4 protein-coding genes are annotated in these 6,000 nt (G+C 69.6%); 3 read left to right on the forward strand and 1 reads right to left on the reverse strand.

From position 1 onward, the window contains the following. Positions 1 to 101 precede the first annotated feature (101 nt). Positions 102 to 1,490, forward strand: a complete 1,389-nt coding sequence (locus ABTZ59_RS29815; protein ID WP_351419839.1) for an NAD(P)/FAD-dependent oxidoreductase — start codon at positions 102 to 104, stop codon at positions 1,488 to 1,490. 195 nt (positions 1,491 to 1,685) lie between these two features. Continuing rightward, positions 1,686 to 3,470 (forward strand): ATP-binding SpoIIE family protein phosphatase, encoded by a 1,785-nt coding sequence (locus tag ABTZ59_RS29820; RefSeq protein WP_351419841.1) that lies wholly within the window; start codon positions 1,686 to 1,688, stop codon positions 3,468 to 3,470. A 25-nt stretch (positions 3,471 to 3,495) separates the two neighbouring features. On the opposite strand, the gene ABTZ59_RS29825 is transcribed toward ABTZ59_RS29820, so the two are convergent. Further along, a complete protein-coding gene (locus tag ABTZ59_RS29825; RefSeq protein ID WP_351419859.1) occupies positions 3,496 to 4,842 on the reverse strand; it encodes an MFS transporter in 1,347 nt (448 codons plus the stop codon). A gap of 147 nt (positions 4,843 to 4,989) precedes the next feature. On the opposite strand from ABTZ59_RS29825, the gene ABTZ59_RS29830 reads away from it, so the two are divergent. Further along, positions 4,990 to 5,556: a MarR family winged helix-turn-helix transcriptional regulator gene (locus ABTZ59_RS29830; protein ID WP_351419844.1), complete on the forward strand. Its 567-nt coding sequence runs from the start codon at positions 4,990 to 4,992 to the stop codon at positions 5,554 to 5,556. Positions 5,557 to 6,000 lie beyond the last annotated feature (444 nt).

Genomic DNA, 6,000 nt, shown 5'->3' on the forward strand with positions numbered 1-6,000 from the left:
CGGAAAATCCCGCGCTTTTGCCCGTCCGGGGCCGCGAACGACCTCCGGTCACACAATCTGTCGTGCCTGTGGACAAACACCGGGGCCCGTTGCGTCATGGGATGGTGAAGGCTGAGAACTCCCTAGGGACGACCCCCGCTCCATCGCCCGCCGCGCGCGTCCTCGTGGTCGGTGGCGGCTATGTCGGGATGTACACAGCGCTGCGTCTCCAGCGGAAGCTGAAGAGCGGCGAGGCCGAGGTCATCGTGGTGTCGCCCGACCCTTATATGACGTATCAGCCGTTCCTCCCCGAGGCGGCGGCCGGGAACATCTCCCCCCGCCATGTCGTGGTCCCGCTCCGACGGGTGCTGCCCGGCTGCAAGATCCTCATCGGCGAGGCTGTGGGCCTTGACCACGCCAAGCGCACCGCGACGCTGCGGACCCTCGGTTCCGAGGAGGAGGGAACGGGCACCGTCGAGCTCACCTACGACGAACTCGTCCTCGCGCCGGGCTCCGTCTCCCGTACCCTCCCCATCCCCGGTCTGGCCGAGCACGGCATCGGCTTCAAGACCGTCGAGGAGGCCATCGGGCTGCGCAACCATGTCATCGAGCAGATGGACATCGCCTCCTCCACCCGCGACCCCGCGATCCGCGCCGCCGCCCTGACCTTCGTCTTCGTCGGCGGCGGCTACGCGGGCGTCGAAGCACTCGCCGAGCTGGAGGACATGGCCCGCTACGCCTCGCGGTACTACCACAACATCAAGGCCGACGACATGAAGTGGATCCTCGTCGAGGCCACCGGCAAGATCCTCCCCGAGGTCGGGGAGGAGATGGGCAAGTACGCCGTACGGGAGCTGCGCGCCCGCAATATCGACGTGCGGCTCGACACCCGTCTGGAGTCCTGCGAGGACCGCGTCGCCGTACTGAGCGACGGCGCCCGCTTCCGTACCCGCACCGTCGTCTGGACCGCGGGCGTCAAACCGCACCCGATCCTCGCGGCCGGCGATCTGCCGCTGAACGCGCGGGGCCGCCTCGTCTGTACGGCGAAGCTCTCCGTCGACGGCGTCGAGCACGCCTGGGCGGCCGGCGACGCGGCGGCCGTCCCCGATCTGACGGCGGCCGAGCCGGGCAGGGAGTGCGCCCCCAACGCCCAGCACGCGGTACGCCAGGCCAAAGTCCTCGCGGAGAACATTCTCGCTTCCCTGCGCGGCGAGCCCCTCCAGGACTACCGTCACGCCTACGCGGGATCGGTCGCGTCCCTCGGCCTCCACAAAGGTGTGGCGCATATCTACGGCCGTAAGCTCAAGGGCTATCCAGCGTGGCTGATGCACCGCGTGTACCACCTCAGCCGTGTCCCCACCTTCAACAGGAAGGCCCGCGTCCTCGCGGAATGGACCCTTTCCGGGCTCTTCAAACGGGAGATCGTCTCCCTCGGTTCGCTGGAGCACCCGCGCGCCGAATTCGAACTCGCCGCAGGAGGCGAACGTCCCGAACGCCCCAAGGACACGTAGAAAAGGACACGTGGAAGACGCGGCCGGCCCCGCTGTCAGTGCGGTCGGCCACACTGGACGTGTGACCATAGGTGGGTTCACATCTGCACAGAGTGATCCGGCCCGCTCGGCGCAATCCGGCCCCGACGACCTGCCCCGGCTCGACCAGCCCGGCCAAGACGAACAGCAAAACGACACCATGAGGCCTGAGAATTCGTGAACTTCACGCGTTGGAGCGCCCGGCTCACCGGTACGCAGCGCCGCGCCGCCGCGCGGACGGGCCGCGGTTCCGTGCCCGCGGCCCGTGGTGAGTACGAGCAGCAGCCCGAGCCGGAGCCCGGCCCGGTCCCTGTGACGGACGGCGTTCCCGCACTCGAAGACCTCTCCGTACGGGAAATCCTCGGCGGACTGCCCGCCCTGGTCGCGTTGCTGTACGGCCCCGAGCACCGCGTGGCGTATGTGAACGACGCGTACGCGGCGGCCTTCGGCCCGCGTCCGCTCGGCGCCACGGCGGCCGAGAGCTGCCCTGAGCTGGCCGAGCTCGGGCTGTTCCCCCTGCTCGACCAGGTGCTCCGCAGCGGAAAGCCGCGCACGGTCAAGTCACGCAAGGTCCACGTCCGCGGCCGGCAGAAGGAGCGGTCCAAGGACCAGGGCAGGGACAAGGCCAGGGACCAAGGCAGGGACCAGGGCCGGGACCAGGGCCGGGACCAGGGCAGGGACCAGGCCAAACAGCAGGCCAAACATCAGGCCGAGGGCACGGCCCAGGAGGGCTCGTACACCATCACGTGCACCCCGGTCGACTGCCAGGGCACGGGCGGCGTCCTCGTCTTCGCCGCCGACGTCACCGACCACGCCGAGGCGGCCGAGCGCCTTCGCACCAGCGAGCGCAGACACCGCCAGACCGCCGTCACCCTCCAGCGCTCCCTGCTCCCGCAGGAGCTGGAGCAGCCCGACGATCTGCGCGTCGCCGCCACGTACCAGCCGGGCGGCGAGGACGCGGCGGTCGGCGGCGACTGGTACGACGTGATCACGCTCGGCGCCGGGCGCACGGCCCTGGTCATCGGCGATGTCATGGGCCGGGGCGTACGCGCCGCCGCCGTCATGGGCCAGTTGCGTACGGCCGTCCGCGCCTACGCCCGGCTCGATCTTCCGCCGCACGAAGTCCTTCAGCTGCTCGACGGACTCGCCGCCGAGATCGACGCCAGCCAGATCGCCACCTGCGTCTACGCCGTCCACGACCCCAACGAGGGGCGGCTCGTGTACGCGTCCGCCGGCCATCTCCCGATCCTGGTACGGGCGGAGGACGGCTCGGTCCAGCGCGCGGCGGACCCGACGGGACCGCCGCTCGGCACCGGTGGCTGGCTGCACTCCTCCGGCTCCATCCCGCTCCCGCCCGGCTCCACGGCCGTCCTCTACACGGACGGCCTGGTCGAGCGGCGCGGCGAGGACATCGACGAGGGAGTGGCCTCCCTTGAACGGGCCCTCTCCGGCGCGACGGGTTCCCCCCAGGTCGTCTGCGACCGGCTCATCCGCTCGCAGGGCGTCACGGCCGACCATGACGACGATGTCGCGGTACTCGTCCTGCAACACCCCTCCCGCACGGGCCCGGACGCGGAGCTGTTCCACAACGCCGCGCTCGATCTGCTCGGCGGTATCGAGGCCGCCCCGCGCGCCCGCGCCTTCGCGATGGGGGTGCTCGCCTCCTGGCGCTTCCCGGTCGAGCTGCGCGATCTGGGTGTGCTCGCCACCAGCGAACTGGTCGGGAACTCCCTCCAGCACGGCACGCCGCCCATGCGCCTCAGACTCCGCCGTACCGACCGTCGGCTGATCATCGAGGTGACGGACGGCGACGACCATCTGCCGCGCCGCCGCCGCGCCGAACCGGCGGACGAGGCGGGCCGCGGAATCTCGATCGTCGCGACGATCGCCTCGTCCTGGGGATCACGCCGTACACCGGGGGGTGGCAAGGCGGTGTGGTGCGAGTTCGCCCTGCCGCACTGATCGTCCGGCATCCGCCCGGCCGGTGTCAGCGCGTGGGTGCTGAAACGGCCTTGGCCTCGGCCCCGGCCCTGGCCCCGGGCGCGGTCTCGCTCCCGGTCTCGGCCTCGGCCTCCGGCTTGTGCTGGGCGACGACCCGGGAGACCGGTACGAGCGACGGCTGATCCTGCGCGGGGGTGAGCTGCCGCCCCAGCCGGAGTGCCAGCGCGGTGATTCCGAGGGAGAACAGCACGAACGTCACGATGTACGGACCGTGCAGCGCGGCGCCCATGGGACCGCCCACCGCCGGACCGACGGCCAGCGCGAGCTGCTTGACCAGCGCGAACGCCGAGTTGTACTGCCCGACCATCGACGCCGGGGCCAGATCCGCCACCAGCGGGGCCACGGTCGGCGACAGCATCGCCTCACCGAGCCCGAACAGCGCGTACGTCGAGATGAAGGCGACCGTCGCCACCATCTGGCTGCCGTGCCCGAGCCCCGCGTACCCCGCGATGACCCAGGCGAGCGCCCAGACCAGCCCGACGGCCGCGATCACCCGGCTGCGCTTGCGCCGCTCGACCAGCCGCAGCACCACGAACTGAGCGATCACGATCACCGCCGTATTGGCGGCCAGCGCGATCCCGAGCGTCGACGGATCGATTCCGGCCGCCTCCGTGCCGTACGCGGCGAGCCCCGACTCGAACTGCCCGTAACAGGCGAAGAACAGCACGAACCCGAGCACACACAGCTGGAGCATGGCCCGGTGGCTGAGCAGCGCCCGCATCCCGCCGCCCCGACCACCACCACCGTCCTGGGGAACGACCGGCGCGAGGGCCGCCGGGCGAGGCAGCCGGACGGTAAGGGCGATGCCGGCCAGGACGAGGAACATCACGGCCTCGATGGCGAACAGCAGAGTGAAGCTCCCGGGCCTGCTCACGTCGACGAGCTGCCCGCCGATCAGCCCGCCGACCCCGAGCCCCAGATTCGCCAGGAAGAACTGGGTCGCGAACGCCCGCGTCCGCGTCGCGGGCGATGAGCACCAGACGATCATCGTGGCCAGGGCCGGCTGCATGACGGCCGTACCGGCACCGAGAAGCGTCGCCGACAGCACGGCCGCCGGAACGCTCCCCGACACCCCCATGGCCAGCGCGCCCACGGACGCCAGTACCGCGCCCCCCACCAGCACGGGCAGCGGCCCGCGCCGGTCGATGACGCGGCCGATGAAGGGAAGGACGACCAGTGCCGCCATGGCGAAGACCGCCAGCACGGCACCGGCCGTACCCGCGCCCAGGTCCCGCACCTGAGCCACATACACATAGAGATACGGAACCGTGAACCCGAGCCCGAACGCACTCAGCGCGTTCCCTGCCTGGATCCGGCGCATCGCTGCGCCCATCGCCCTGGTCACACTCACCTGCCTCAGAAGGTTGAAGGTCGAAGTCCGAAGAGCTGAAGTTTCAAGACTTCAAAGCTAAAGTTAGAGTCTTAACAATACACATCGAAGGACTTCAATGCCAGTAGAGGTGCGTGGCATACTGCCCCGATGTCCGACACCCCCGAGAAACCCGGCGCACCAGATCTTCAGGAGCCGAGCCTCGACGAGCAGATCGCCGCGTATCAGCGCGAGTTCCGGGACCTCGACCCCCAGGTCGAGCAGATCGTCTCGGCGCTCGGCAGGCTGAACCGCCGTATGAACGTGGCGTACGGCCGACAGGTCTCCGACCTCGGTATCAGCAACGCCGAGTGGGAGGTCCTCAAGACCCTCGTGCTCGCCGGAGCTCCTTACCGCCTGGGGCCGGGCGAACTCGCCAAGCGCCTCGGTCTCACACCGGCCGCCATGACCCACCGCATCGACCGCATGGCGGGCGAGGGCCTGGTCACGCGAGACCGCGACGAGAGCAACCGTGTGCGCGTCATCGTCGAGCTGACGGACGAGGGCCGTACGAAATGGCTCGCCGCGATGAGGATGGCCTCCGACTTCGAGGAGGAGTTGCTCCAGGACCTGTCCGGGGACGAGCGCGGAGTCCTCGGAGAGATGCTGATCCGCCTCCTGCGCCGCGTGGAACACGCCCAACCGGACGCGGGCGGACGCCTGACGGACCTGGACTAGGACAGCGGCGGACGCGGGTGCGGGTACGGGTCGGGTTGCGGCTGCTGAGGTTGGTTTGACATGCCCCAGGTCGATCCGTAAGGTTCTTCGAGCTGTCACGGGGCCGGAACGGTTCTGCGACAGCCACTCACGCCGCATGCAGCGGCACCCAAACTTAGCGCGACCCCCAGCCGGGATCAATTTCGGCATGCCGAAATTGATTTCGATGACTCGATTATGAGTCGCCTGCGGAATCCGCTAGGGTCTGGGACGTCGGAACGGCCCAACGGCCGGGCCGACAAGCCCACTCCGACTGGGAATCAGGACCGAAAGGATCTGATAGAGTCGGAATCGCTGGAAAGGGAAACGTGAAAGCGGGAACCTGGAAAGCAGCCCCGCTCCGACGGGGAATCGGACACGAAAGAGTCTGATAGAGTCGGAAACGCAAGACCGAAGGGAAAAGCC

Source organism: Streptomyces sp. NPDC094034 (assembly GCF_040303865.1).
In the GTDB taxonomy this organism is placed as follows: domain Bacteria; phylum Actinomycetota; class Actinomycetes; order Streptomycetales; family Streptomycetaceae; genus Streptomyces.